Genomic DNA, 23,219 nt, shown 5'->3' with positions numbered 1-23,219 from the left:
ACAATTAAAAGGGAGATATTAACAATGAAAAAAGACGCTATATCTACAGGTATGTTTATCGCTATCGGATTTTTGTGTGTTGCTATCGTTATCGCCATCCTGGTTCCTGTCGTCAGGGATGTCGTTAATAATGCGCGTGACAGTAAACCGGACATTCCTAAAGTGATGATTGTACAACCGTCTGGACAGATTCAAAGTGCTGCAACCCATTTGTTGTTAAACGGTCAAGTGTAACGAGTTATGAAAAAGGACTCTATTTCTGTTGCGGTTTTTCTGGCCATAGGCTTTGTCATCGCCGGGATATTTATCACTGCGGCTACTGGCATTATTGGCGACAGCCAGGATGACATCATTACTTATACAAAGCAAGTAGAGCAATACTAGAAGGGGGCAGAATCCGTGAAAGCGACTGTCCTCAGGGCATTGTTCATGTGGCTTGTCCTCTTTATTATTTTGCAGCCGATATTCACTTATCTTGATTATTTACTCGATCTGCAGGTAAAGGCCAACACCTCTTTTCTGACGCAAAAGGCGGCTACTGAGGGAATGGTTACCTCTGCAATGAGAAGCGAAGTGATATCTAACCTGAAGGCGGTCGGTTTTCCAGAAGCTTCGATCTCAATCACCAGCAGTACGGAAAGCGTGCAGGCGCGCAAGCAGCGAATTGACGTCTATGTAACAGCACCGCGACTGAATCTGTTTCCTTACAAATTCTCTGGCATGTCGCAGCCGACACGTTATTACGGGCATGGATCCATAATGAGTGAGTATTTGGACTAGATGGGGATGGGCTAACAGATGGACTATATTATCAAACTGGCTTTTGTGCTGCTGATCTTTATTTATTCCTGGTTTTTTCAGATTCAGAATCAGGAATGGGACACCGTGCGGAGCATGCTGAAGGATGCTAGTAACGTCGCAGTCCATGATGCTGCACAAGAAATGGATGAGACTGCCCGCGCGCAGGGCCGGCTGATTATCGATCCCGCCCAAGCTTATGCGACCTTTGAGGATTCGCTTCGCCATAATTTGGGGCTAGGTATTGATCTCTCTCCCAAGGCTGGAAGTAGATTTCGAGACAAGGTCAAAATCGTAAAGTTCGATATCGTAGATGAATCCAAAGGAGCAAGTTTCCCGCTACTCTACGAGGACCGTAAATACGGCATCACCAAATATATACAAGGTCCTTCCGTTATAGCGGTGATAGAAACCAAGCATCCGGTATTGATTGCTAGAACAAAAAAGCAAGAAGCCATTACCGTACCGGCAGTTCAGGAGTACAAGTACAATAAGTAATTTTAGCGGCAACTGGAGCCTGTGAGGATGGTATTATCTCGGGCTCTATTGCCGTAATACATAACCCTGTTTTTGGCGGATGACCTGTTCAGGTATGGCGGAAAAACTACCCGGTGGAGATGAACTGAAGCATATTTGGAGTGGTAAGGCTGATCTGTGGTGAGACTTAGCAGGGCATCAAATAAATATTCTAAAGGAGATGTTTCGAATGAAGAACACAATGATGAAGGTAACTCTAGCAGCAACCATGTTGGTAGGTGGAATTTTGGGACAGGGTGCAGTGGACGATTCGAAAGCAGATGCAGCAGCAGCTCCTACTACAAAAGCCCAGCCGGTCATGACAGATAACTTGTTTAAGTTTGGATTGAAAAAGGACATTGAGCTGCCGGTTACTGTTACTGCTGGGGGTTTGAGTTACACGCTGGAGAAGCTGATGTTCTACGACGTGAAATCTACTGAAGCGCAAACGCTCATGAAGAAATATGGTTATTCAGATAGAATTTATAGAACACCTACTAAATATATGGTATGGACAAAGTTAACCATTGAAAATAAAAGTAATAAGATCATTCAGCAAGGTGCAAGAGATTTGAGTCCGAAATGGCGTATAAATGTAAATGGCAGTAGCCTCGATGCACCCACTCCTGGAAAGAAAGTAGATGAGCTCAATAATAGAGAAGCATTGTGGGATTGGGTATTGAAACCAGGTGAACAACTATCTACCTATCAGATGTATGGATATATTAAAGATCCTAAAGATATCTCTATTTACGTTAATGTTAATGGCCAATTTCAAGAAAAATACATTGTGAATATGCCAGAGGAATAGTCTATATGAAAAAACTATGCATTGCTATATTTACATTTACGTTGTTTTTAACATCTTTTTCGCTGGAAACGAGGGCAGCTAATACGCTAAACAAAACAGTGTCAATACCCTCAGAAATTCTTACTGGATCTGCCAATAGTCAGAAGACATATTACTTAGATCTTCCTAGTGGTGTATCCAGTTCTTCGATTAATACCTCATCTCTAAAGTATAATGGTACTAGTCAGAGAGTAAATTTATCAATAGAGAATGGGAAAATAAAAGTGACTTTAAAGGGTGTGGAATCGAAGCAACGAATCGATAATGTGCTCGGGTATTTCGGTTCTTTTAGATATCTATTTGAAACAACGCCCGGCAATTCAATTTGGCGATATTCAGATGGTGTGAGATGGCAAATAAATGAGTGGGACCCCTACCTTAACGCTCAGAAACATCACAATACGAATGGACAAGGTAATGAGATACCTAGAGAAGATCCCCCGGATATGAAGGTGGTGACTCAGTCAGAAGTATCACGATCCGGGATTAAATGGTACGACAAGAGTGTGAATTCGGTAATTGATCCAACTCAGATCATAGAGTCCTCTGTCCAATTAGTTGTACCTACAGATCTTCTTCCACCAACATATGTTAATCATAATGTAGTAAATGGAAAACAATTTATAATCTATTATAAAACTGATGCGGCTTTGAAAAATTATGGTCCTGAACCATTGAGTGAAAATTTTGATAAAAGCGGTCATGCATTGGGTAGACGGTATAGAACAGCATTAAAATACTACTTTACAGCCTCAGCGAATGTAACCTCTTATAAATATAGTGGAGATATCTCGTTTGATTACAATCTCCCAACAGAACCTACCCTTACCGGAACAGCAACTCTAAACAAACCTAATCCAAATCCTACAAAACTGGGAGATACGGATGTACCCGTGCAAATCGCTTTAATGGGACAGCTGCAAGGTTACACGGATGCCTCAAACATTCAAGAGTGGGTCTTCTATGCAAAAGAGAAAAATAGGGACCAGACCCTACAAACGAAAAAAGAAACTGCAAAGACTTTCAATGTTAGCACCGTATTTGATTTTACGATAAAAAAACCGGATGTGAAGGGCGAAACCCATACTCAAGATTATGCGCTAAGGGTTCTTGTTCGTTTCAAAAAACCTATTGTTACTAAAAATGGACCTATTGATTCATTGGAACAGCTTTTAGAAATTTCGGCGGGTGTTTATAAGAATAAGCCTGAGGTTTCTTTTCCTTCGCCCCCAGCCGTTCCTACACCCCCTGAAGGAAAGCCACCTGTAGCAAGAATATCAGCACCAAGATACATAAAAGCTGGGGATGATATGCTTGTTAGTGGAGCTGCTTCCTATGATCCGGATGGATACATTAAGGATTACTGGTGGGATACCTCGGGAGCACAGGGGGAGATCGGAAACAACTCAAGAGGTTATGTCTGGTATACCAGAGAGCAGATTGGAAAGACGTATCCTATTGCGCTGACAGTTGTAGATAATGATAATCTATTTGGCAGTACAAGCACCCAAGTTACGGTAATTGAGCCAACACCATCAGCGAGTTTAGTAATAGAAGGGACGCTTAAGCAAAATCGAAAGACTACATTAATGTCTAAAAGCCAGAGTCCCACACGGTTTCCGTTAGTTTCTTCAAAGACGAGAGTGACCATAACCGCTGTCTCTGGCGGAACGAATGCAGATATTAAATATGCCGGTACATTATCTGATTTTGAAAGTAAAGATATTCTATTCAAAAGGGCTGGTAAATATAAAGCTTCGATTTATGTAGAAAACACGCTTGGATATTCTGCTACAAACGAGATTACTTTTGATATTATTCCAGATGAAGCACCATATGCTTACTTCACTATGCCGGCAGTAGTCTATAGAAGTCCTGATTACGGAAACAAGGCAGTAGTTTCTTTGGATGATATGTCGTATTCCCCTGATAAAGATGTAGTGGGACGCAGATTGTGGGAATATCGCTATGACTCTAATAATGACGGAAGTTTTGACGGAGAACCATGGGTGATCTTCAGTAATGACAATGAGGATCGTTTAAATCTGCTGCTTAGTGAGGTTGGGAAATATGAAATTCGCCTAACCGTTTTTGAGGAATTTGGTCAGCCTACGATCGATGAGTTCGTCACTTTAGCAGACCGTAAATCCACAAATTCAGATGGACAAAAATTAAGCTCACGGATAGTGGAAGTGAAAAATCGAGCACCAGAAGTTGATTGGTCCTGGTAGAAGAGGTGATTAAATGACAAAAAAAATACTATCTTTATTCCTTGTAATCTCATTGGTATTTAGCGTTTTTCCTAATTATTATCTTCAAACCGCCGAAGCTGCTACTGGTGATCCGAATATTATCAATTTCAAAGATATAAACATACCTGCTGCAGCACAATATTTTGATGCAGGGTGGAGATCCGGTAATATTACTGCATCTATCAATGATCACAAGCTAACGAATCTTAAATATAATAAGGCAACAGGACAATTAACATTCGATCTGAATTCAGATGCAACAATGACGACTACAGCAAACTTAGTTCCTTCTCAAAGTTCTACAGATGTACGTGTCATTGCGAACGATCTCTGTGTAGCGGCAATTGGAGAGGGGCAATCAACAGATCTACCGGCAACTAGTTATGGTTGTCCAAATGGCTGGTATTCCAATACCAGTTGGACCCCGCTACAAATGACTTGGTTTCAAGGGCCGTTTGCGGAAAATTCCATTTCGCACACATTCAATTTAGCAAAAGATGTTTATAGTACAAAAAAAGGGGCTGGAGGCGTTCCAGTAGGATTAGTGATGAAATATTACTTTTCAGCGGGACAGCAGGATTCAATGCGCAGGGGTCCTATGTATGGAGTAAGTGGTCCGTCAGTTAATATAACGCTTACCAAAGTATTTCGCTTAATCCCTAATAGCCCACCCACCATTTCTTTAAACACACCGAATAACCAGGTGCTGCAAAATGAGCCTGGGAGAAATACACTTAACATCGAGGGATATGTTCATGATCCTGATAATGATAATCTAATCATAAGCGCTGAGATACCCAATATTTTTTATAGGAAGACAGAAGTATCTCAAACACTAGGTTATCAGTATTTCTCCATCCCATTAGACGCTATAGGGGATTCGATTCCTCCTGGCGATTACACGATGACGGTAAAAGTGGCAGACCCTTCAAATATGTCGGATTCGGTGAATTTGAATTTAAAAGTAACCAACCGGCTAAAACGTAATGCTTTTGTTCTTGTTAATACTCCAATCGTGAATAGTGGTACTACCTATGAGGACTATGAAGGTGATCCTAAGTATGCCGAACGGGTAAAATATGATCATGATCCGAATTACTTTGATAACTCAATGGGGATTATCGGTGATTCGGGACTATGGAGAACAAGTCTTTACACTTCTTTTCCTTATACGGGTCAGTACGTAGTGAGTTATCAAGCAAAGGATAACCCGAAGTCGGATGCTCGCTTTGCTGAATATCAAATGTGGAGTCGTGATGCAGCCTCAACGATGAGTTTTCAAGTGCATCGCAAACCTATAGCATTGTTTTCGGCTAAGCTAATAAATGGAAATGTGCAATTGGTAGATTTGTCCTACGATTTAGATCATATCTCAAGTTCTGATAAAGGGATTATGCAGTGGCAATGGCAATATAAAAAAAGTTCGGATGAGATGTGGACAGACGGACAGCTGCAGAATGTATCTTCTTCAACTGAAAATTATAATATACGTTTGAGGGTTAGAGATATAGACGGCAATAATGGAATCGGAGTTTGGAGTGACTGGTGTGAACGAACTGTTGGGAATACAGCAGGGGTTCTACCGCCTGTAGCAATGTTTACCGTTAATCCAAATATCGTATCCTACCGCAAGTCCACAACCATTACGGACAAGTCCTTCGATCCAGATAATGCTCCTTTAGATATATATTACTGGACTGTAATTAAGGATGAATGGAATAAGGTATTTGAACATTGGGGTGGTGCAACTATTCCGCCCAATATAGCATCATATGGAGTTGGTAATTACGAAATCAGACTACAGGTTCATAATAATCGTGGCCTGTGGTCCGAAGCCTACAGTCAAAATGTGCTGGTGATCAATCACCCGCCGGCTGCTGCTTTTATGATGCCAAGCGAAGTGTACCGTGATACGGTTATTACGATGGATAACTTAACTCCTGATCCGGATGAAGATGGAGATGTATTAGCTTATGCCTGGAATGCGAAATTTAATAATTCTCCTTACTACTGGGCAGGAAACAATCGATATCAGTCTATGACTATTCGAGAGCTTATTAATCGAAATGGAATATCCCATAAAAAAGCGATATCAGATGGTTGGGAAATGCAGCTTCAAGCATCAGATGGTATGTTAAGTTCTTACGCTACTCGAACCTTTGCTGTTAAAAATCATATACCGGTTGCTTTGATTAATGGACCGTCGTCCGCAAACCAATATGATACGAAACAATACACGTCAGGAGCTTACGATGAGGATACATCAGATCAAAGTTCTCTAGAGTATTACTGGAAAGTTAAAAGCAGTGATGGATTGATTAAATCCTATACTACTCGCGATATTGCGCTTACTTTCCTAGATCCAGGAGTATACACAATTGAACATTGGGCGATCGATCAGATCGGTGACAAGTCAAACATCGCTGCTCTACAAGTCAATGTGAAGGAAAACTTACCACCATCGATGGCTTTAACGAACCCAAGTGGTACAGCTACTAATCCTACGGTAATTGATGCAGTGCTAGAAGGAGATCCTTTAATTAAATGGATGTATGCCGATCCTGAGAATGATCCACAGGAAAAGTATAGATTGGAGTTTTTTATGAAGGATGGACTCTTAGTGAAGACCATTGAAAATCCGGATCCTACTGGTCTACTTAGGCAGTATCAAATACCAAATAATACTTTTGAACGCTTTGAATACTTCACGGTTTTAGGACGGGCCTATTCTAAAAATTCGTGGTCTGAGGTTTCCAATGAAAAGTCGTTCATCATCGACAACCCGCCGAGACCTGGGTTTACGCTGATTACAGATACAGGCAAGGATGCTACGAAGGTGCCGATCTATCGGACGGATGTTCTAAACATCAAGAGCACAGCTTCCGATCCAGACGAGTCGAAGGGAGATAGCATCAGTTACAGATATTATCTCAAGCCTGGAAGTGGAGCAGAAGCACTTGCTAGCTCACAGAAGGACATCACCAAACAGTTCACATCTAACGGTACATTTACCTATCGTCAGGTTGTTACCGATTCGCTGGGGCTGTTCAGAGAGCTATCGCAAAATATCACTGTGGTGAACCGGTTGCCGAAGGTCAACATCACCTATCCAACAAGTGACAACCCTAGTAAGCCAACAATCGCCAGTACACTGACTCCAATCATCAAGTGGGATTACCAGGATGAGGATGGAGATCTGCAGCAACGTTTCCGTGTAAGAATCATCAATCTGGCTACAGGAGCGATAAAAGTACAATCCGGGGACCAGGTCTCAGGTGCGAAGCAGTGGCAAACTCCAGCCGGAGCACTGATCGAGAATGAAAAGTATGCGGTAGAGGTTGAAGTGTTTGACGGTTTCGATTGGAGTAATGTTTCCGCACGGAAGTATCTCATGGTGAATTTATTGAGTGTTAAAGGCGGAGTGAAGCATACGGAAGAGTGGAATTTGAACCGACAGAATTATAATCTGAAGAAGAGTGGTGACAGAGAGCAGCCACGGGGTTATAGCGTGTTTTGGGCGGGAGAGAAATTTGTTTTCCTGGCGGACACTACAGGGTTGCCGGATACGGTGGAGGTGACTATGCCGGGCGGATACAGCACGCAGCTTCGTCCGGATAATGAGGATAAGCTGGTATGGAAGGGGGAGCTGTATGACTCCTCTTTTGAAAAGCTGCCTGACGGCCCCCTTACGTTCACCTTCACGGCTACGAACGAATATCAGGTCAAGATCGATAAGGTAACGATTCAAATCCTGGACGATTGGTCAGAGTATTTCCGGTTTCATCGCATAAAATAGCACGCGTGAACGGTGGAGGAATGTCGATTAAACAACGGCTTCCTCTGCCTGTTTTTCTATGTCCTTCATTATTCTGGCGGTACTAGAGGTCACAATGTGCTTGCCTGAGCGAGTCGAATTGTAATTGATCATGCGCAGGTAATAGCACAGCTTGCCACTATAAATCTTATGGTGATACAACGAGAGGGCGAAGTCCTCTGGCGTCACGAAGCAGGATGGTTTATTCACAGGAAGCCTCTGGGTCTCTTCGAAGACAGACGCGACGAAATGCGAGCAGAAATAGGCGTTTTCCCTATCGATTTTAATATTAAATAATACCCCGACCAGGCCCAGCAAATGATATTTGTAGCGGTCCTGTTGTTGCATCATGCCCTGAACGTGATTATACATGGTGTCGTATTCTTCATTAGATACCTTTAATTGATAAATGGCACAGTTTGCACTGTTATAAAAAGGGTCCACAAAGTTCTCTCGTATAAGCCCGGCGACAAACGGGTTGTACATTTTTTTTCTACCGAAGCTGTAGACTTCCCGCAATTCAGGATCAAAGGCAATGGAGGCATGATTCAGAGCGGCCCTTGTGAACAAGCGGATAAAACCACTGAAAGCGGTACCCGTTCCGGTCAACACAATATAAATATGTTTGCTTTGAGTCATGTCGGAGGTCCCTTTCTGTTGGTGTTAATGGATATTTAGGTAAAATAATGCCTGAGTTATTCCATCTTACTGTATAATCCGGCGTAGTAAAACAAACTTTAGTCTTAAACAAATACTGGACCTAAGACCAGTGCGTGCAAAAAGAAATGGTAATGCTTCTACACTAGTGATACAATAAGAGTCAAAATGACATTCTTGAGATTTCAGAGGAGGACAATTTAAAATGAGTGATTCTACACAAGCTATCCAGAAGGAAGAGAACTCCACTATCGACAATCTGGCGATCACAACGATCCGTACCCTGTCCATTGATGCAATTGAAAAAGCAAATTCCGGACATCCAGGTATGCCGATGGGTTCCGCACCGATGGGCTATCAATTGTTTGCAAAAACAATGAATCATAACCCGGAACATCCGACATGGGTGAACCGTGACCGTTTTGTATTGTCCGCAGGACATGGCTCGATGTTGCTGTACAGCCTCTTGCACCTGAGTGGTTATGATCTGCCTATGGAAGAATTGAAGCAATTCCGCCAATGGGGCAGCTTGACACCAGGACACCCGGAGTTCGGCCACACTGCTGGCGTTGACGCTACAACAGGCCCGCTTGGACAAGGGATTGGTATGGCTGTGGGTATGGCTATGGCTGAAGCCCAACTGGGAGCTACTTATAACAAAGATCAACATAAAATCGTCGACCACTTTACCTATGCAATCTGTGGTGACGGCGACTTGATGGAAGGAATTTCTTCCGAATCCGCTTCCCTCGCTGGTCATTTGAAGCTGGGCAAGTTGGTAGTCCTGTACGATTCCAATGATATTTCCCTTGACGGGAAGCTGAACCTGGCGTTCTCCGAGAACGTAGCTCAACGTTTTGAAGCTTATGGCTGGCAAGTGCTGCGTGTAGAGGATGGCAACGATCTTCCTGCTATCGAAAAAGCGATTGCTGAAGCACAAGCTGAACTGAACAAACCAACATTGATAGAAGTCAAAACCGTTATCGGTTACGGTAGCCCGAACAAGCAAGGTAAAGGCGGTCATGGTGGTACACACGGTTCTCCGCTGGGTGCAGAAGAAGCGAAGCTGACCAAGGAATTCTACAAATGGGTATACGAAGAAGATTTCTATGTGCCGGATGAAGTTCGTGCACGTTTTGCAGAAGTGAAAGATAAGGGTATTGCCGCTAACAAAGCATGGGACGAGCAGTTCGCAGCTTATAAAAAAGCGTATCCTGAACTGGCTGCCCAGTTCGAAACTGCTTTGAATGGTGAGCTTCCAGAAGGCTGGGATGCTAATCTTCCGTTCTACACAACAGAAGACAAAGCCGTGTCCACACGTGTGGCTTCCGGTAGTGCACTGAACGGTCTGGCTCCAAGCGTACCACAACTGGTTGGTGGTTCTGCAGACCTTGAGAGTTCCACGATGACTCACCTGAAAGACCTGCCTGTATTTACATCTGAATCCTATGAAGGCCGCAATATCTACTTCGGCGTTCGTGAATTCGGTATGGCAGCAGCGATGAACGGGATTGCACTGCACAGCGGTCTGAAAGTATTCGGCGGTACGTTCTTCGTATTTACTGATTACTTGCGTCCGGCAGTTCGTCTGGCTTCCATCATGAAGCTGCCTGTAACCTATGTTCTGACTCACGACAGTATCGCTGTTGGTGAAGATGGTCCTACGCACGAGCCGATCGAACAATTGGCTTCTCTGCGTATCATTCCAGGTCTGACTGTGATTCGTCCGGCTGATGCCAACGAAACTTCGGCAGCTTGGGCATATGCGCTCGAGAACAAGTCCAACCCGGTAGCACTGGTGCTTACTCGTCAAAACCTGCCGATCCTTGCTGGTACTGTGGAAGGCGTGCGCGAGAACATCAAACGCGGTGGATACGTTGTATCCGATGCGAAGAATGGCACACCGCAAGCACAAATCATTGCCACTGGTTCCGAAGTTCAACTGGCTGTGAAAGCACAAGCTGCGTTGGCTGAAGAAGGCATTGATGTACGTGTTATCAGCTTGCCAAGCTGGGATCTGTTCGAAAAACAAGACAAAGCTTACCGCGATTCCGTTATCCTGCCGGGAGTTAAAGCCCGTCTGGCGATTGAAATGGCGCAAACCTTCGGTTGGGAACGTTACACTGGAGATCAAGGCGACATCCTGGGTATCACAACCTTCGGTGCTTCCGCGCCTGGCGATACTGTAATCAAAGAGTATGGTTTCACTGTGGAGAATGTAGTTAGCCGCGTAAAAGCTTTGCTGTAAGCTATTGCAACTATAGGGGGAGAACAGGACATGAGCGAGTTTAACAATGCGACGATTGTCAAGGCAGCCAATGTTTATTATGGAGGGCAAGTAACCAGCCGTACGGTTCATCTGGAGGATGGAACCAAAGTAACACTTGGCATCATGCTTCCAGGCGTATATGAGTTTGGTACGGATGGCCCAGAGATCATGGAGATTCTGTCCGGTGACCTGAAAGTGCTGCTTCCGGGCGCTGAGGTATGGCAGGAGATCAAAGGCCCTGAAACCTTCCATGTTCCAGGCAACTCCAAATTTGCGTTGGAAGTGTTCAGTGTAACGGATTATTGCTGTTCTTACCCAGAGTTGTAATTTGTAGAATAGATATTTATGAAGGAGCTCCGCTTGTGCGGGGCTCTTTTTTGCGCTTGCTCCCGTTGCATCTCAGAAATAGGCTAACTGCCAAAAGGAGCTGGGGAGCAGCTTTTCTTCCGCATAGCTTGGGTTACAGCGCTCGGTTGATCGACGGAGCAACCTGACGATACCTAAGTTACTGTTTCTTGTTACATCAAAAAGACTGCTTTCGCCGGACCCGCTGGTCCAGAAAAGCAGTCTTTTTGTTCAATGCAGCGAATTCTTCAGCTACAGCGAAGCTATATTATTGCTCCGGCTTATCTTCACCGATTTTTTGACCAATCCAGGACTCGTAGGTTTTGACTACAGCAGAGAGATCTTCTTCGCCATAGCCCTGGGTGTAGCCGGCTTGGAACAGGCTTTTGGCGAGTCCCAGCATTGGCGTAGGAACGCCTGTGGCATCGCTGAGCGAAGCAGCGAGCTTCAGGTCCTTGAGCATCAGTGCCAGTGAGAACTGGTTGCTGAAGTCATTCTCGATGATCTTGCGGCCTTTGAGCTCTGCCTGCTTACTGCCTGCTGAGCCGAGCTGCACCAGTTCCAGGAACTTGTCCGCCGGAACGCCTGATTTCACGGCGATGGAGAAGCCTTCGGCAAGCGCAACGTTATGGATGCCTACCATGGTATTGTGGGCCAGCTTGGCGACGGCGCCACTGCCGTTGCCGCCCATGTGCAGCAGCTTTTTGCCCATGGTATCGAAGAGGGCGCGGTTCGCTTCAATGACTTCGGCGCTACCGCCGACCATGAATACCAGCGTGCCATCCACGGCTGCTGGCTTGCTGCCAGTTACCGGTGCATCAAGGAACTGGCTGCCGCGCGCTTCTACTGCTGCTGCAATTTCTTGTACCAGTCCAGGGGAGATCGTACTGGAATCAATCACGACGGTTCCGGGCTTCAGCGTTTCGAGAATGCCCTCTTCCCCGTAATACACTTCACGGATGGAATCATCGTTGCTGATCATGGTAATAATAACATCCTTACCTTCTGCTGCTGCACGGGGAGTTGCTGCCGCCTGAGCACCTTCTTCTACAAGAGGAATGCACTTGGAAGCTGTGCGGTTGTAAACGGTGACCTGAAATCCACCGCGAAGCAGGTTGGAGGCCATTGGCGCTCCCATTGTTCCGAGTCCGATAAAGCCGATAGTTGTCATTACTTTTCACACCTTCGCTATTGGGTTTCTGTTAAATTCGACAGGATTTGTGGAGCACTTTTCTCCATTCTAGCATGCGTTTAGTACAGGTTCCACAGGGTAGAGTGCGCTTCACTTTTAGGCAGCGTTTTCAGTTTTGTTCAAAAACATCGTTCTAAAGCCCGGGTTGTGACCTAAGACCTTGCCAGCCCCGGAAAATTAAAGTATCCTATTATAAAGTTGTAACAAACGGTGTCAAATTTAAAGAGACAAACAGGAGGTTACCATTACACATGTCTAAAAAGATTAATTTTGACTACAGTAAAGCCCTGTCTTTTATTGGACAGAATGAAATCGACAACTTCGCAGCTCCAGTAAAGCTGGCTCACGAGCAGCTACATAACGGAACAGGAACAGGCTCCGACTACCTGGGGTGGATCGATCTGCCAACAGCATATGACAAGGAAGAATTCGCCCGCATTCAGCAGGCTGCCAAGAAGATCCAGAATGATTCCGAAGTACTTATCGTTATCGGTATCGGCGGTTCTTATCTGGGGGCTCGCGCAGCAATCGAGGCGCTTTCCCATTCCTTCTACAATAATCTTTCCAAAGACAAACGCAAGACGCCGGAAGTTTATTTTGCCGGTAACAATATCAGCTCCACATACATTACACACCTGCTTGATCTCGTAGAAGGCAAAGACTTCTCCGTGAACGTAATCTCCAAATCCGGTACTACAACTGAACCGGCTATCGCTTTCCGCATTTTCCGCGCAGCGCTGGAGAAGAAATACGGCAAGGAAGAGGCTCGCAAGCGCATCTACGCTACTACAGACAAGGAGAAGGGCGCACTCAAGAAGCTGGCTAATGAAGAAGGCTATGAGTCGTTCATCATCCCTGATGATGTAGGCGGACGTTATTCCGTACTGACACCGGTAGGCCTTCTGCCAATCGCTGTTGCAGGCATCAACATTGAAGAAATGATGCAAGGCGCAGCCGCTGCAGCTGACGAGTTCAACAACCCGGACGTGGCAACGAACCAAAGTTATCAGTACGCTGCTGTACGTAACGCTTTGTACCGCAAAGGCAAAACAACGGAAATCCTCGTTAACTACGAGCCTTCCCTGCACTTTGTCTCTGAATGGTGGAAACAGCTGTACGGCGAGAGCGAAGGTAAGGACTTCAAGGGGATTTATCCTTCCTCCGTTGATTTCTCGACAGATCTTCACTCCATGGGTCAATTCATCCAGGAAGGTAACCGCAACATCTTCGAAACGGTTATCCAAGTGGAGCAAGTGGCTCATCACGTAACAATCGAGAATGATCCGGATGATCTGGACGGTTTGAACTTCCTGACTGGCAAAACAATGGATTTTGTCAACAAGAAGGCTTTCCAGGGAACAATGCTGGCGCACACAGACGGACAAGTGCCGAACCTGATCGTCACTATTCCGGACCAAACACCGTATACTTTCGGATATCTGGTTTATTTCTTTGAAAAAGCCTGCGGGATCAGCGGATACCTGCTGGGCGTCAATCCTTTTGACCAACCGGGCGTGGAAGCTTACAAGAAGAACATGTTCGCATTGCTGGGCAAACCGGGTTACGAGAAGGAAAAGGCTGAGCTGGAAGCCAGACTTACCGAGTAACATCGGCTACACCGAAGCAACAACTCTCATACTAGCGTAACTCACACTGGAGCAGTCCATAGGTATCATTACCGCGGGCTGCTCCTCATATATATTTAGCTATTATTTGCGTATAAGGACTGGAGAATCATGCTGGAACAATACCGGACGGTTCGCGCTCCTGGGTCACAGGAGATCGTAATCCGTAAGTCACGCTTTATCGGCCATGTTATGCCGGTGGAGAATGAAGAAGAAGCGGTGCAATTTATCGAAGACATCAAGAAGCAGCATTGGAACGCCACACATAATTGCTCAGCATTTATGATTGGTGAGAGGGACGAGATCCAGAGGCAGTCTGACGACGGAGAGCCGAGCGGAACAGCCGGCAAACCGATTTTGGAGGTAATCCGCAGCCAAGGGGTTAAAAATGTCGCAATTGTTGTCACCCGTTATTTCGGAGGTATCATGCTGGGAGCTGGAGGGCTGATCCGGGCTTACGCAGATGGAGCAGCAATCGCGCTTGAAGCAGGAGAGGTCATCACCCGTGTACTGAGGCGTGAGGTATTCGTTGAACTGGATTACACCTGGCTGGGCAAGGTTGAGAACGAGCTCCGGGGCAGAGGTATTCAGACCGGCGAGACTTCATTCACCGACAAAGTGACACTGACCTGTCTGCCACGCAATGATGAGGGCGATGCATTTATGGCATGGATAACAGATCTAACCCAAGGCCAAGCCTTGGTAACGGAAGGGCGGCGGCTTTACTACAACGAAGGGGAATAGACGATGGCAAGAAGAGCAGTGGAGCAGGAGTTGTCGAGGGAAAGGATACTTGAGGCAGCCAGGCATTTGTTTATTACCAAAGGATACCGGGCAATTTCCATGCGCAGCATAGGGCAGCACTTGGGGTACAGCCATGGCTCCCTCTATTATCACTTCAAGGAAAAGGCGGAGTTGTTCTACGCCATTGTTGTCGAGGATTTCAATTATGTGGCTGCACTGCTGAGCCAGGCGATGAATACGCCCCCGGAAGAAGGTATGACACGGGTGGAGCAGCTGATTATGGAGTTTATCCGGTTCGGACTGGATCATCCTTATCAATACGAGATCATGTTCATGATCCGTGACGAAGAGCTGTTGGCCTATTGTAGAGCAGAACAGGGACGATGTTTTGATTTATTTGCAAGTATTGTACGCCGTCATATGAAAGAAGAAGGATATGTACATGGGGACTGGCAGAGTATGCCGTTGACCTTATTTTTATCTGCACATGGATTTATCTCTTACTATATTCAGGATAAAGTATCTTTTGAGGATGTCAAAGCGGAAGCAGTCTCCCATATCAAGGTATTATGCCGCAATCTGTAGAGCTTGCTTTTTTTATAAGTTTACGCTTTAAAGCATTGCATTGGTATAACATCACTTCTCTGCTTGATGAAAGTGTTATAGGAACTATACATTTTAAAGAGGCCGCTTTACGGTAGCAGCCGTAAGCGGTCCTCTTGTTTTTATCCCTCGATGATTTTTAGATAATATTCTCTGTGTCTGGGCCCGTCAAATTCGCAAAAATAAATACCTTGCCAGCGTCCTAATAGCAGCTCACCATCATGAATGATGATGCTCTGTGAAGGTCCTGCGGTAATGGATTTCAAGTGGGAGGCCGTATTGCCCTCTGCATGGCGATATTGTGGATGCTTCCAAGGGTAGACCTCATCCAGCCGCATCAGGACATCATGCTTCACGTCGGGATCGGCATTCTCATTAATCGCAATTCCCGCTGTGGTGTGTGGACAATAGACGACGATAATTCCATTCTGAACACCGCTCTTTTTAACGTAAGATACCACCTCGCGGGTAATATCCCGCAGTTCGTCACGCTTGCTTGTAGATAGTTGGATCGTATTCAGCATGCTACATTTCTCCTCTCTGGATCAACAAACCTGAACAGCATGAACCGCTAAAATGAACCCTATTCCAAGGGGAAATGGTTTTCATTACATATTTTACCCCAAAAAGGCTGGAAAGTAATTGACGTTAGCAAGGCGATTTTGATAAAGTAGTGTTTATATTAAACCGAGTATATTAATGGGAATAATGCTGCGCGTAAAGGCAACTATACCGACCGGTAATCCGGAGGTGGGAGGACTAATCGTTGAATTCGCTGCTTAGACACAAGGGATGGACATGGGGTTTTCGCTCGACGATCTTGTTGTATTTTGTAGTGTTGATTGTACTGCCGATTCTTGGGGTGTATTATAGCTCCTTCTCGCTGGGTTTTGGTAATTTCGCCGAAAGCCTCAGTGATCCGATTGCCTGGAAATCGGTACTGCTGACGTTAAAGCTGGCTGTGATCGCAGCCTCCATCAATGTGCTGCTGGGTACGATGATTGCCTGGGTTCTGATTCGCTACAAGTTTCCCGGCAAGGCCTTGCTGAACAGTCTGGTGGATCTACCGTTTGCCCTGCCTACGGCAGTGGGAGGATTAATGATTCTGCTGCTACTCGGACCGGGAAGTCTGATAGGCGGGATCGCAGAGAAGCTGGGCTTCGAGATTGTCTTCCACCAGCCGGCTATCGTCATTGCTATGGTGTTTGTTACGTTTCCTTTTGTAATTCGTGCAGTGCAGCCGCTGCTGGAGGAGTTGGACCCTTCCGAAGAAGAGGCTGCATATACGATGGGCGCCAAGGGAGTTAGGGTGTTCCGTCAGGTGATTCTGCCGTCCATGGCTCCCGGAATGATTGGTGGCGGCATGCTGGCCTTCTCAAGGGCGCTGGCGGAGTTTGGGGCGGTAGTGCTCGTAGCCGGTAATATCCCGGGCCGCACATTGGTATCCTCTGTTTTTATCTACGGTGAAGTGGAGAGCGACAATCCCGTAGGGGCTTCGGCCGTATCCATCATCCTCCTGACCTTATCCTTCCTCATCCTATGGCTGATCAATATGGTACAGATGCGGGGGAGAAGATCATCATGAGAAGACTTTGGATTGGCTTAACGTACCTGGTGTTCTTTCTACTCATTGCTGCTCCACTGGGCAAAATGACCATCGGCGCCTTCAGTCAGGGACCTGTTGGATTGTGGAGTGCCTTGGTCCGGCCGGAAGCGCTGCACGCGCTGATGATGACCGGCTTTGTTGTGATCGTGGTTACGCTGCTGAACACGTTGTTCGGCATTATGTTGGCTCTTTATCTGGTCCGGGCCCGCTTTATTGGACGGCGGCTGAAAAGCTTGCTGAACAGTATTGTCGATCTGCCGTATGCGGTGTCGCCGGTAATTGGCGGTTTGATGATTGTGCTGCTGCTCGGGCCGGATAGCGCGCTTGGCACGCTTTTTGAAGAGATCGGGCTGAAGATTGTGTATGCTTTTCCCGGTATGGTCATTGCCACACTCTTTGTGACGTTCCCACTGATGGTGCGTGAGATTATGCCTGTGCTGCAGGAGATTGGCTCTCAGCAGGAGGAAGCGGCTTCGACGCTTGGTGCTTATGGCTGGACGACCTTCTGGAAAGTTACCTGGCCCTCAATCCGCTGGGCGGCGATGTACGGTGTTATTTTGACGGTCGCCCGCTCGCTGGGCGAATTCGGGGCGGTGCTGGTCGTCTCGGGCAATATCATGAATAAAACGCAAACGGCCACTACGCTCGTATATCAGGATGTCGAGAATTTTAATGTAACCGCTGCGGGCGGTGTAGCGCTTGTGCTGGCGGCTTTTTCCGTAGGTCTGCTGCTGTTGATGGAATGGACCAAGAGAAGAAAGGGAGTGCATTGATATGCATGTCGAAGTCCGAGGGTTAAATAAGCATTTTGGAGATTTTCATGCCGTCAAGGATGTGGAGTTCGGAATTACCAAGGGACATCTGATCGGCCTGCTCGGCCCAAGCGGCGGTGGCAAAACCTCGATCCTGCGCATGCTGGCAGGGCTGGAGTCACCGGATAGCGGGGAGATTATTTTTCATGGTCAGACTGTCAACAACCTTCCTCCTCAGGAGCGCGGAATCGGCTTCGTTTTCCAGAACTATGCACTGTTCAAGCACATGACCGTATTTGAGAATATTGCCTTTGGCCTAAAGGTGAAAAAAGCAAGCAAGGCAGCTATCCGGGACCGGGTGACTGAACTCGTGGAGTTGACGGGTCTTAAGGGTTTTGAAAAACGCTATCCGCACCAGTTGTCAGGCGGTCAGCGTCAGCGTGTGGCATTCGCTCGGGCGCTCGCACCGGAACCGCAGCTGTTGCTGCTGGATGAGCCGTTTGCGGCGATTGATGCGAAGATCCGCCAGGAGCTGCGCTCATGGCTGCGTGAACTGATAGAACGTGTAGGCATCACCTCCATCTTCGTTACTCATGACCAGGATGAAGCGATTGAAGTGGCAGACGAGATTATGATCATCAATCAGGGGCGTCTGGAGCAGAAGGGTACTCCGTGGGATATTTACAAAGAGCCGAAAACCCCGTTCGTCGCAACATTCATCGGTGAATCCACGCTAATCGAGAATGCTTCCGAGCTGAAGGGCTTTGACAATACTGGTGGTGGCAAGCCGACCAAAGCGCTGATCCGTCCCGAATACATCGAAGTAGGCAGTCTAAATGAATTTAAAGTCGCATCAGCTACAGAGCAGGGCATCGTGAAGCATCTGCATTTCCGCGGCAGCGAATGGCTGGTAGAGATCGAAGTGAACGGCCACAAGCTCGTGACCTACCGTTCCCTGGAGAAAGAGACCTTGCAGGTGGGGCAGGAAATATCCGTGCTGGTGCACCGCGCTTACCTGTTCAACGAGGATCATAGCTGGATTCAGGAGAACAACCTGAAGGAAGACCCGATGCCGGTATTTATTTAATTTATTTTATCTAATTCAATCCAATCCAATCCAATTCAATCCAATTCAATTCAATCCAAGCTAGGCTATTTTCTTTTAAAGAATGATAAAGGTGCTGTTATAAAAGGTTGTACGAAGATGAGGCGTGTGGAGTGAGAGGTATTTCTTAAATAACTGGAAAAACTCCCGTTAATCTCCGTGACCATGTCTGCTCACTCGCGTGATCAGCAAGCGGACTTGAGCCGATGAAGAACAATCATCTAACAATTTTAAAGGGATGTGGGCCGCAATGAAGCCTCGCAAAAGGAGCAGACAACTGCACGGATGGCTCGCCGCTCTAATGCTGGTTGTGCTTGTACTAGCGATAACAGGCTGTGTGAGTGAAGGGAAGGATAGTAATGCGGCTCCCGAGACCCCGCGCAAAGGCGACCTTACACTGGTCATCGGTGCCTATAGCGTGGTCAAGGATGCTATGGAAGAAGTCTTACCGCTTTTTGCGGCCAAATGGAAAGCGGATACGGGGCAGACTCTGGAGTTCCAGCAGTCTTACGAGGCATCGGGTACTCAGTCCCGGGCCATTACTGGTGGCTTTGAGGCGGATGTCACGCTGCTGGCGATGGAGGGGGACGTCGACAAGCTGGTCAAGGCGGGACTTGTACAGCCAGACTGGAAAAGCAAAGGCGGTGAGGACGGGATGGTCACCCGCTCGGTAGTAGCCCTGGGAACCCGGGAGGGCAACCCGAAGGGCATTCACGGTTTTGCGGATCTGGCGAAGCCGGGGATTAAGGTGCTTTACCCCAATCCAAAGACGTCTGGCGGCGCCCAGTGGGATATCAACGCCATCTATGGGGCGGGCCTGAAGCTGTCTGAGGAGCAGAAAGGGGTGAAGGATCCCGCTGCTGCCAAGGCTTTCCTGGAGAGCGTACATGCCAATGTGGAGTCGCTGGACAAAAGCGGCCGGGCATCGATGGCCGCCTTCGAATACGGTGTTGGCGATGTGATCGTTACCTATGAGAACGAACTGCTCGCGCGGATCGCCAAAGGGGTCAAATATGAGGTGATTATTCCGCAGGATACCCTTCTCATTGAAAACCCGCTGGCGGTTGTAGACAAATACGCAGAGAAGCACGGTACTCGCGAGGCCGCGGATGCACTTGTTGCTTACCTGCTGAGCCCACAGGCACAGGAAATCTTTGCGAAGCATGGTTTCCGTCCGGTCAATAAACAGGTATATACTGACAACGAAAGTCATTATCCCATCCCGGCCGGTCTGTTCGACATCCAGTACCTGGGTGGCTGGAACGAAGTGCGTAGCACGCTGTACTCCAAGCGTGGAGTCTGGTATCAGGTGCTGGCTGGGATTTAAGCTAGGCTAGCAACCGAAGTCCAAGCCTCACGGTAGTGACGGTCGAGCCTTACGTTCATAACTTGAGCTCATGTTAGATAAACGGAACAGAAAAAAGACGGGAAGTGAAGTCGTTCGTAGGGCAAAGCGCCTTGTGGGCGACTTTTTGTATTATCAGGTTAGCTAGAATGTGCTGATTGTCCCTTTTTCTGCTTTTCTTATTATAGGGGCTGACCTATATAGGGTGTACTAAGTGGGTCCTTGGCTTCGTGCAATGGTGCTCTAACCTGTTTTATAATGGGCATACAAGACTTCGTGATAGGACAGAAGGAGAGAGAACTGATGGATACATTGGTATTTTTGGGCACGGGCGATGCAATGGGAGTTCCACGGGTTTACTGCGATTGTGAGACTTGTTCAGAGTCGAGAACGGGCGGACTAAACGCTCGGCTTCGTTCCTCCGTACTGATTGACAACGGCAGCGACGGGCTGGTGATTGATTGCGGTCCGGACTGGAGACGACAGATGGAAGAACAGGGAATTCGCCATATGCGGCGCTTGCTCGTGACACATGCTCATTTTGACCATATCGGTGGCCTTCCCGAGTGGGCTGACGCTTGCCGCTGGATGGGGTATCGAGGTCAGCTCTATGCGCCCGCAGAGGTTATTCCGGTGATTCAACGTCAGTATCCTTGGCTGGAGAATCAACTGGATATGATTCCTTGTGATGAAGGGATCACACTGGACGGCTGGGCGATAGAGACATGGAGAGTGTGTCATGGCAAAAATGGCTACTCCTATGCTTACCGACTGGAGAAGGAGGGGTATGCGTGGGTTTACTGTCCAGACTCTATCTCGCTCGGGGAGGAAGAGACCCGGCGTATGCATAACGCCGATCTGCTGGTCCTGGGGACAAGCTTCTATTATGAAGCAGCTGAGCTATCCACCCGATCTGTTTACGATATGACCGAGGCTGCGGAACTGCTGAAGGAAGTAAAGCCCCGCCGGGCTATATACACCCACATGTCTCATGATGTTGATTTACGAAAGGATTATATTCTGCCGGAGCATGTTACACTGGCGCGGACGGGAATGAGGGTTCCTCTGGGAAGCGCGGCAGAGTAAGTATAGGGAGTAGAGCAGGCATGGGAGTAAAGCAGGTATGGGAGTAGAGCAGGTACAGCGGGTAGAGTAAGTGCAGCGAATATAGCAAGAGGTGCAAGTGGAGAGCGAGCATGTCAGTAGAGAAGTATAGTAAGTATTATAATTAGGGGCAGTTGGGTAACCAGAGCATGGAAAATCAAGTGATCAGAAAACGCATATAGCCGCATTTATCATTTAGCAGCACTAGCGTGTCACTATATAAGCCGAACAAAAGAAATTAACAAAAAGCGAAGATGAACGAACGGGAAGTTTGGAACTGTAGGGGCAAAGTGTTCGCCTGAAAGCTTTCCATAGGCAAGCTAGCACCGGAACATAGAGTGTCAACAGATTTCAACCACTAGAAGCAGTAAATTCCCCTTCACTGGTCGTCTTAATAGTGGAAAAGAGGGGCCACGTCCGTAACTAAGAGCATTTTTGCACCTTATTTTTCTTAAAAATAGTCAAATGAGGAAAATAAGGTAATTTTTGTATCTTATTTTTGAGAAAAGCAAGCTGAAGGGGTGATTCTGGAGGATTTAAGGTGCAAAATTGCACTTAATCTCCAATAACCCTTAGCAGCAGAGGATTTAAGGTACAAAAATGCCGTTAATTATATTTCGATGCTTCTTAATATAACCTTCTTATATAAGTTCTCTTTCTTCTTAGCTATGTTTGTTTTTAAATGCGTTTTATGTAGCTAATTCATAGCATTAAAAAGGAGCACAGTCACGGGGGATACCCGAATACTGTGCTCCTTTTATTGTCTAACCGCAGCTATTGTCTAACCACAACTATTGTCTAACTGCGACTATCGTCTAACCGCAGCTATCCCCTAACGCAGTTATCCTCTAACCCAAGTGGTCTACTAATGCATGGTCATGCCGCCGGTTACGTTGATGGCTTGCCCGGTCATGTATGAAGAGAAAGGACTGGCGAGGAACAGGACCACGTTCGCTACATCCTCCGGCTCGGCGGTCCGGCCTAGCGGAACCTGCGAGCGGTCTTCTGCCAGAATATCTTCCGGCGTCATCCCGCGGAGCTGTGCGCCCTCGATCCGTTCACGGCGTTTCATATCCGTCTCCACAATTCCTGGGCAGACGGCGTTCACCAGAATTTGCTCACTGGCGAGTTCGATCGCCATCACTTTGGTGAATCCCAGCACTGCGTGCTTGGAGGCCACGTAGTTCCCCATGCAGCGATAGCCGTTCTTCCCCGCCTGTGAGGCAATATTGATAATCCGACCGCCACCGCCCTGGCGCAGCATCTGTCTGGCTCCCGCCTGGGAGACTAGATAAACGCCCTTGGCATTGATATCCATGACTTTGTCCCAGTCGGCTTCCTTGATGTCCACGGCAAAATCCATGGTAGACGTGCCGCTGTTGTTCACCAGAAAGTCGATCCGACCGAAGGCCTGAACGGCTCCTTCGATGAGTCTGGTGGCATCCTCAGCCACTGTGACATCAATACGAAGATGAACCAGCCGTTCATGGATATGCTCATAATCTGCCTTGCAGGCGATGTCGCCAATGACGACATTAGCCCCGGCCTCCAGAAACAAATCCACTATCCCCTTGCCGATCCCGGTTAGGCCGCCGGTAACGATCAATGTTTTGCCAGTAAAATCAATGCTCAGCATGCTGCA

At 47.0% G+C, this 23,219-nt stretch carries 21 protein-coding genes; 17 read left to right on the top strand and 4 right to left on the bottom strand.

Annotated features, from left to right (window positions below; genetic code table 11):
• Positions 1-24 precede the first annotated feature (24 nt).
• The 7 genes from AC3Y23_RS17370 (at position 25) to AC3Y23_RS17340 (ending at position 8,212) form a co-directional block, all read left to right on the top strand.
• Positions 25-234: a hypothetical protein gene (locus AC3Y23_RS17370; RefSeq protein ID WP_379201145.1), complete on the top strand. Its 210-nt coding sequence runs from the start codon at positions 25-27 to the stop codon at positions 232-234.
• A 6-nt stretch (positions 235-240) separates the two neighbouring features.
• Entirely contained in the window at positions 241-384 is a 144-nt protein-coding gene (locus AC3Y23_RS17365) for a hypothetical protein (RefSeq protein ID WP_379201143.1), read from the top strand.
• 15 nt (positions 385-399) lie between these two features.
• Positions 400-780 (top strand): hypothetical protein, encoded by a 381-nt coding sequence (locus AC3Y23_RS17360; RefSeq protein WP_175370638.1) that lies wholly within the window; start codon positions 400-402, stop codon positions 778-780.
• Between the two features lie 18 nt (positions 781-798).
• Positions 799-1,296 (top strand): hypothetical protein, encoded by a 498-nt coding sequence (locus AC3Y23_RS17355; protein WP_379201140.1) that lies wholly within the window; start codon positions 799-801, stop codon positions 1,294-1,296.
• Between the two features lie 208 nt (positions 1,297-1,504).
• Positions 1,505-2,125, top strand: coding sequence for a hypothetical protein (locus tag AC3Y23_RS17350; RefSeq protein WP_379201138.1), 621 nt, complete (start codon positions 1,505-1,507; stop codon positions 2,123-2,125).
• Between the two features lie 5 nt (positions 2,126-2,130).
• Positions 2,131-4,395, top strand: a complete 2,265-nt coding sequence (locus tag AC3Y23_RS17345) for a hypothetical protein (protein WP_379201136.1) — start codon at positions 2,131-2,133, stop codon at positions 4,393-4,395.
• Positions 4,396-4,408: 13 nt separating this feature from the next.
• Positions 4,409-8,212, top strand: a complete 3,804-nt coding sequence (locus tag AC3Y23_RS17340; protein WP_379201134.1) for a PKD/REJ-like domain-containing protein — start codon at positions 4,409-4,411, stop codon at positions 8,210-8,212.
• Positions 8,213-8,239: 27 nt separating this feature from the next.
• On the opposite strand, the gene AC3Y23_RS17335 is transcribed toward AC3Y23_RS17340, so the two are convergent.
• On the bottom strand, positions 8,240-8,869 hold the full coding sequence (locus AC3Y23_RS17335) for a hypothetical protein (RefSeq protein WP_379201132.1): 630 nt from the start codon (positions 8,867-8,869) through the stop codon (positions 8,240-8,242).
• Between the two features lie 223 nt (positions 8,870-9,092).
• Between AC3Y23_RS17335 and tkt the strand changes: the two genes are divergently transcribed.
• Together tkt and ppnP are read left to right on the top strand one after the other, a co-directional pair.
• Positions 9,093-11,135 carry a transketolase gene (tkt, locus tag AC3Y23_RS17330; RefSeq protein ID WP_379201130.1) on the top strand — a complete coding sequence of 681 codons (2,043 nt, stop codon included), beginning with the start codon at positions 9,093-9,095 and terminating at the stop codon, positions 11,133-11,135.
• A gap of 30 nt (positions 11,136-11,165) precedes the next feature.
• A complete protein-coding gene (ppnP, locus tag AC3Y23_RS17325) occupies positions 11,166-11,483 on the top strand; it encodes a pyrimidine/purine nucleoside phosphorylase (protein WP_379201128.1) in 318 nt (105 codons plus the stop codon).
• Positions 11,484-11,769: 286 nt separating this feature from the next.
• Here the strand turns inward: ppnP and AC3Y23_RS17320 are convergent, their stop codons facing one another.
• The gene (locus AC3Y23_RS17320; RefSeq protein WP_379201126.1) at positions 11,770-12,672 is read right to left on the bottom strand and encodes an NAD(P)-dependent oxidoreductase; all 903 of its coding nucleotides are present in this window, start codon (positions 12,670-12,672) and stop codon (positions 11,770-11,772) included.
• 272 nt (positions 12,673-12,944) lie between these two features.
• On the opposite strand from AC3Y23_RS17320, the gene AC3Y23_RS17315 reads away from it, so the two are divergent.
• The 3 genes from AC3Y23_RS17315 to AC3Y23_RS17305 all read left to right on the top strand — a co-directional run bounded on the left by AC3Y23_RS17315 (position 12,945) and on the right by AC3Y23_RS17305 (position 15,647).
• Positions 12,945-14,300: a glucose-6-phosphate isomerase gene (locus tag AC3Y23_RS17315; RefSeq protein WP_379201124.1), complete on the top strand. Its 1,356-nt coding sequence runs from the start codon at positions 12,945-12,947 to the stop codon at positions 14,298-14,300.
• Between the two features lie 129 nt (positions 14,301-14,429).
• Positions 14,430-15,062, top strand: coding sequence for a YigZ family protein (locus tag AC3Y23_RS17310; RefSeq protein ID WP_379201122.1), 633 nt, complete (start codon positions 14,430-14,432; stop codon positions 15,060-15,062).
• A gap of 3 nt (positions 15,063-15,065) precedes the next feature.
• Entirely contained in the window at positions 15,066-15,647 is a 582-nt protein-coding gene (locus AC3Y23_RS17305; RefSeq protein WP_379201120.1) for a TetR/AcrR family transcriptional regulator, read from the top strand.
• Between the two features lie 140 nt (positions 15,648-15,787).
• Here AC3Y23_RS17305 and AC3Y23_RS17300 read toward each other — a convergent pair whose 3' ends face one another.
• Positions 15,788-16,189 (bottom strand): secondary thiamine-phosphate synthase enzyme YjbQ, encoded by a 402-nt coding sequence (locus tag AC3Y23_RS17300; RefSeq protein WP_379201118.1) that lies wholly within the window; start codon positions 16,187-16,189, stop codon positions 15,788-15,790.
• Between the two features lie 242 nt (positions 16,190-16,431).
• On the opposite strand from AC3Y23_RS17300, the gene cysT reads away from it, so the two are divergent.
• The 5 genes from cysT to AC3Y23_RS17275 all read left to right on the top strand — a co-directional run bounded on the left by cysT (position 16,432) and on the right by AC3Y23_RS17275 (position 21,559).
• Entirely contained in the window at positions 16,432-17,250 is an 819-nt protein-coding gene (gene cysT, locus AC3Y23_RS17295; RefSeq protein WP_379201116.1) for a sulfate ABC transporter permease subunit CysT, read from the top strand.
• Positions 17,247-18,044, top strand: a complete 798-nt coding sequence (locus tag AC3Y23_RS17290) for a sulfate ABC transporter permease (RefSeq protein ID WP_379201114.1) — start codon at positions 17,247-17,249, stop codon at positions 18,042-18,044. Before cysT ends, AC3Y23_RS17290 begins: the two co-directional genes overlap by 4 nt.
• 1 nt (position 18,045) lies before the next feature.
• The gene (locus tag AC3Y23_RS17285) at positions 18,046-19,110 is read left to right on the top strand and encodes a sulfate/molybdate ABC transporter ATP-binding protein (protein WP_379201112.1); all 1,065 of its coding nucleotides are present in this window, start codon (positions 18,046-18,048) and stop codon (positions 19,108-19,110) included.
• 268 nt (positions 19,111-19,378) lie between these two features.
• Positions 19,379-20,455 carry a sulfate ABC transporter substrate-binding protein gene (locus AC3Y23_RS17280; protein WP_379201110.1) on the top strand — a complete coding sequence of 359 codons (1,077 nt, stop codon included), beginning with the start codon at positions 19,379-19,381 and terminating at the stop codon, positions 20,453-20,455.
• Between the two features lie 321 nt (positions 20,456-20,776).
• Positions 20,777-21,559: an MBL fold metallo-hydrolase gene (locus tag AC3Y23_RS17275; protein ID WP_379201108.1), complete on the top strand. Its 783-nt coding sequence runs from the start codon at positions 20,777-20,779 to the stop codon at positions 21,557-21,559.
• Positions 21,560-22,442: 883 nt separating this feature from the next.
• On the opposite strand, the gene AC3Y23_RS17270 is transcribed toward AC3Y23_RS17275, so the two are convergent.
• Complete coding sequence (locus AC3Y23_RS17270; protein ID WP_379201106.1) at positions 22,443-23,213, bottom strand: SDR family NAD(P)-dependent oxidoreductase; 771 nt, start codon at positions 23,211-23,213, stop codon at positions 22,443-22,445.
• Positions 23,214-23,219: the final 6 nt, after the last annotated feature.

The sequence above is a fragment of the Paenibacillus sp. MAHUQ-45 genome (assembly GCF_058133325.1).
This window is presented reverse-complemented; position numbering and strand designations above follow the sequence as displayed.

What these genes read in the sequence shown, in the direction of transcription:
- AC3Y23_RS17275 (WP_379201108.1), top strand. Translation starts at nt 20,777, where the DNA reads ATGGATACATTGGTATTTTTGGGCACGGGCGATGCAATGGGAGTTCCA.
- AC3Y23_RS17305 (WP_379201120.1), top strand. Translation starts at nt 15,066, where the DNA reads ATGGCAAGAAGAGCAGTGGAGCAGGAGTTGTCGAGGGAAAGGATACTT.
- tkt (WP_379201130.1), top strand. Translation starts at nt 9,093, where the DNA reads ATGAGTGATTCTACACAAGCTATCCAGAAGGAAGAGAACTCCACTATC.
- AC3Y23_RS17355 (WP_379201140.1), top strand. Translation starts at nt 799, where the DNA reads ATGGACTATATTATCAAACTGGCTTTTGTGCTGCTGATCTTTATTTAT.
- AC3Y23_RS17345 (WP_379201136.1), top strand. Translation starts at nt 2,131, where the DNA reads ATGAAAAAACTATGCATTGCTATATTTACATTTACGTTGTTTTTAACA.
- AC3Y23_RS17340 (WP_379201134.1), top strand. Translation starts at nt 4,409, where the DNA reads ATGACAAAAAAAATACTATCTTTATTCCTTGTAATCTCATTGGTATTT.
- AC3Y23_RS17290 (WP_379201114.1), top strand. Translation starts at nt 17,247, where the DNA reads ATGAGAAGACTTTGGATTGGCTTAACGTACCTGGTGTTCTTTCTACTC.
- AC3Y23_RS17285 (WP_379201112.1), top strand. Translation starts at nt 18,046, where the DNA reads ATGCATGTCGAAGTCCGAGGGTTAAATAAGCATTTTGGAGATTTTCAT.
- AC3Y23_RS17310 (WP_379201122.1), top strand. Translation starts at nt 14,430, where the DNA reads ATGCTGGAACAATACCGGACGGTTCGCGCTCCTGGGTCACAGGAGATC.
- AC3Y23_RS17365 (WP_379201143.1), top strand. Translation starts at nt 241, where the DNA reads ATGAAAAAGGACTCTATTTCTGTTGCGGTTTTTCTGGCCATAGGCTTT.
- AC3Y23_RS17300 (WP_379201118.1), bottom strand. Translation starts at nt 16,189, where the DNA reads ATGCTGAATACGATCCAACTATCTACAAGCAAGCGTGACGAACTGCGG.
- AC3Y23_RS17320 (WP_379201126.1), bottom strand. Translation starts at nt 12,672, where the DNA reads ATGACAACTATCGGCTTTATCGGACTCGGAACAATGGGAGCGCCAATG.
- AC3Y23_RS17315 (WP_379201124.1), top strand. Translation starts at nt 12,945, where the DNA reads ATGTCTAAAAAGATTAATTTTGACTACAGTAAAGCCCTGTCTTTTATT.
- AC3Y23_RS17280 (WP_379201110.1), top strand. Translation starts at nt 19,379, where the DNA reads ATGAAGCCTCGCAAAAGGAGCAGACAACTGCACGGATGGCTCGCCGCT.
- ppnP (WP_379201128.1), top strand. Translation starts at nt 11,166, where the DNA reads ATGAGCGAGTTTAACAATGCGACGATTGTCAAGGCAGCCAATGTTTAT.
- AC3Y23_RS17370 (WP_379201145.1), top strand. Translation starts at nt 25, where the DNA reads ATGAAAAAAGACGCTATATCTACAGGTATGTTTATCGCTATCGGATTT.
- AC3Y23_RS17335 (WP_379201132.1), bottom strand. Translation starts at nt 8,869, where the DNA reads ATGACTCAAAGCAAACATATTTATATTGTGTTGACCGGAACGGGTACC.
- AC3Y23_RS17270 (WP_379201106.1), bottom strand. Translation starts at nt 23,213, where the DNA reads ATGCTGAGCATTGATTTTACTGGCAAAACATTGATCGTTACCGGCGGC.
- AC3Y23_RS17350 (WP_379201138.1), top strand. Translation starts at nt 1,505, where the DNA reads ATGAAGAACACAATGATGAAGGTAACTCTAGCAGCAACCATGTTGGTA.